The sequence below is a fragment of the Streptomyces adustus genome (assembly GCF_009377175.1).
GTDB lineage: Bacteria > Actinomycetota > Actinomycetes > Streptomycetales > Streptomycetaceae > Streptomyces > Streptomyces adustus.
Map to the genome: position 1 here is coordinate 1 of NZ_VJZD01000491.1, position 2,667 is coordinate 2,667.

The 2,667-nt window shown below is 66.8% G+C and carries 3 protein-coding genes; all 3 read left to right on the plus strand.

Going from position 1 to position 2,667, the window contains the following annotated elements:
• The first annotated feature begins 312 nt into the window (after positions 1-312).
• The 3 genes from FNH09_RS45975 to FNH09_RS45985 all read left to right on the plus strand — a co-directional run bounded on the left by FNH09_RS45975 (position 313) and on the right by FNH09_RS45985 (position 2,598).
• The gene (locus FNH09_RS45975) at positions 313-684 is read left to right on the plus strand and encodes a hypothetical protein (protein WP_162470108.1); all 372 of its coding nucleotides are present in this window, start codon (positions 313-315) and stop codon (positions 682-684) included.
• 69 nt (positions 685-753) lie between these two features.
• Positions 754-1,299, plus strand: coding sequence for a hypothetical protein (locus tag FNH09_RS45980; RefSeq protein ID WP_162470109.1), 546 nt, complete (start codon positions 754-756; stop codon positions 1,297-1,299).
• A gap of 120 nt (positions 1,300-1,419) precedes the next feature.
• A complete protein-coding gene (locus FNH09_RS45985; protein ID WP_152895809.1) occupies positions 1,420-2,598 on the plus strand; it encodes a DUF932 domain-containing protein in 1,179 nt (392 codons plus the stop codon).
• Positions 2,599-2,667 lie beyond the last annotated feature (69 nt).

Here is a 2,667-nt window from a genome sequence, read left to right on the forward strand (position 1 = left end):
GCTCACTCCCGCCCCCGCCCCCCGTCACTCACTCATCCTTCAACCGGTGCGGGACAAGTGGCAGCAGAGGGGATGTCAGCAACCCGACCACGTGCCAACAGACGCGTGACCAGGGGCTTCCTGGAAGCCGGCCGCCGGACGGCGCAACCTCCAACGCAACGCCTGCCGCAACATCCGGCGCAACTTCCGGCGCAACACCTGATGCAACCTCAAGACGTCAGGGGCCTTCCCTTCACGCATTTACCCTACTATTATGGAAAGTATTGGGGGAGGCAACCCCCGACACCGCAGTAAGCCAACGAAGGGGAAGACGTGGAGATCCAGATCTCGAACGGAATCGTCCGCAGAGTGCGCGGAGGTACGAACGCCCCCATGACCGGTACGGCCATCAAGGCCCGTCAAATCGCGAACTTCCTGCCCCTGGTATGCCAGCGGGCAGACGCGAAAATCGTGCACAACTCCGACGCGAATTACACGGGAATTCGCTTCGAAACCAAGGTTGGCCCGGTCTTACTGGAAATCCCGGTAAGTGACGGTTCTTACCGGCTCGTTCACGAACTGATTGAGCCGGACGCAACGGGCCGCACCACGGTGGAAATGCGCCGCTTCCCTCAGATCTACAAGCCGCAGGGCGTCGCACTCATCACGGCCGAATTCCTGCGCTCGCGAGGGTTCCTCGGCTAGTCCCTACGGGGGTGCCCCACACCTGGGGCACCCTCCCCCAGCCGGATCACCAGAGAGGAAAGGAACATCGTGGAGAACACGCGGATCGGGACTACTGGCGTCCCGCTCACGGACGCGGAGCAGGAGCAGACTGCCTACGCGCTGCGGGAGTTGGTGGGCAGCGAGACGGACCCGGGCGCATTGGGGGTGCCGCACGAGCAGGTGGAGATGGTCCGGCCGTTCTTCGAGCTGGGTTGGGCGATGGGCGTGCGCACCGGTCACAGCAGTCCGGCCACCGTTGGCGTGCCGGTGGATCAGCGCTCGGTGGGACGCGCGTTCGCGCTTCTGATGGCTGAGCGGTTGGCGGATCCGATGGTGATCGCCGTTGCTCAGATTCTGGACCCGCAGCACGCCGGGCCCGTTCTGTGGCAGAAGGTCGACTATCACGGCAGTGTGACGCAGCGTCACGGCAGCTACTGGGTCTGCGCGGTTCATGCGTACGCCGATCTGTTCGGCGAGGCCCCCGAGCTGCGCTACGACCTGTGCGAGCTGCGCGATCTGCACGGCGTAGCGCCAGTCGTCAGGAACGTCCGGCGCTGGAGTCTGACGCCATTGCCCGAGCACCGCGCGCGGTAGTCGCAGGTCAAGGGGTGGGTTCCCTCACTCCTCAATCCTACTATTATGGATGTCGTTCGGGGGGTGGTGGCCCCGCCCCCCGGGCCGCAGAAGCCAACACAACCAAGGGGAGAACACCGCATGACTCAGCAGTTCGCCGAGCGCGCCACGAGCGTGGCTCCCACCGGCGCTCGCAATGCCGACCTGCGCGACCTGGTCCACCTCCTGGAGGAGCAGAACAGCCGGAAGCTGGATGTGATCGCTCAGTCGTCCGCGCTGCACTTGCGTGACGGGAAAGTGCACATCGAGGGCGTCGAGTCGGTGCTCACGGAGTCCGGCGTGACCAACGTCGACGGGATCTACCGGCCCACCGCCGTGGCAGACGAGGGGATCGCCGACAAGCTGCGCATCCCGCTGGCCTACCTGCGGCGCATGCGTGCCGAGAACGTCCCGCTGCTGGACGAGAACGTGAACGCGTGGCTGCGGCAGGAGCCGGAGCGCAAGTTCATGGTCCGGGCGTTCCGGGGTGACCGGGGTCCTGGTCTGCCGCCCGTGGAGGGTGTGGCGCGCGCGCTGCTGTCCGACAGCTACAAGCTGATGGACAACTTCGACATGCTGATGGCCGCCCTGGACGGGGTGAGGCAGTCTGGCCACCCGACCCACGTCACGGGGTGTGACCTGACGGACCGGCGGATGTACGTGCGCGTGGAGTCCGAAGCCGTCGCCGTGCAGGCCCGCACGCTGCTGCGGGGCTACCGCTCCCCGTTCGACGGGCGCAGCGGTGACGAACTGCCGATGATCTCCGCCGGTTTCGTCATCACCAACAGCGAGGTCGGATCCGGGGCGTACACGATCACCCCGCGTGTGGTCGTCCAGGTGTGCCGCAACGGTCTGACCGAGACGAAGGACGTCATGCGTGCCGTGCATCTGGGAGGCAAGCAGGACGAAGGCGTCGTGTCCTGGTCCGGGCAGACCCAGCGCAAGACGCTGGAGCTGATCACGTCCAAGACGGCCGACGCCGTACGCACCTTCCTGTCACGGGAGTACGTCGAGGCCAAGGTGCGCCAGGTGGAGGCCGCCGCCGGTAAGACGCTGGAGGAGCCGACGAAGGCGATCGAGCACGTCGCCAAGTCGCTCAGCATCGGCACCGAGGTCAGGGACGTGATTCTGTCGCACTTCGTGCGGGGCGGTCAGATGACGGCCGGAGGCGTGATGCAGGCGATCACGTCGACCGCGCAGATCCTCACCGACGCCGACCAGGCCGCCGCCCTGGAAGCGCTCGCGCTGCCCGCGCTCACCGCAGCCGCCGCGCACGGCTGACAGAGCCCCGTGCGGGCCGGGAACCTCCCCGAGCCCGGCCCGCACGGACCCCACACCCCGCCCCAGCAC

Excerpts from the sequence above, each read along its gene's own strand:
- FNH09_RS45985 (WP_152895809.1), top strand. The coding sequence starts at position 1,420 with ATGACTCAGCAGTTCGCCGAGCGCGCCACGAGCGTGGCTCCCACCGGC.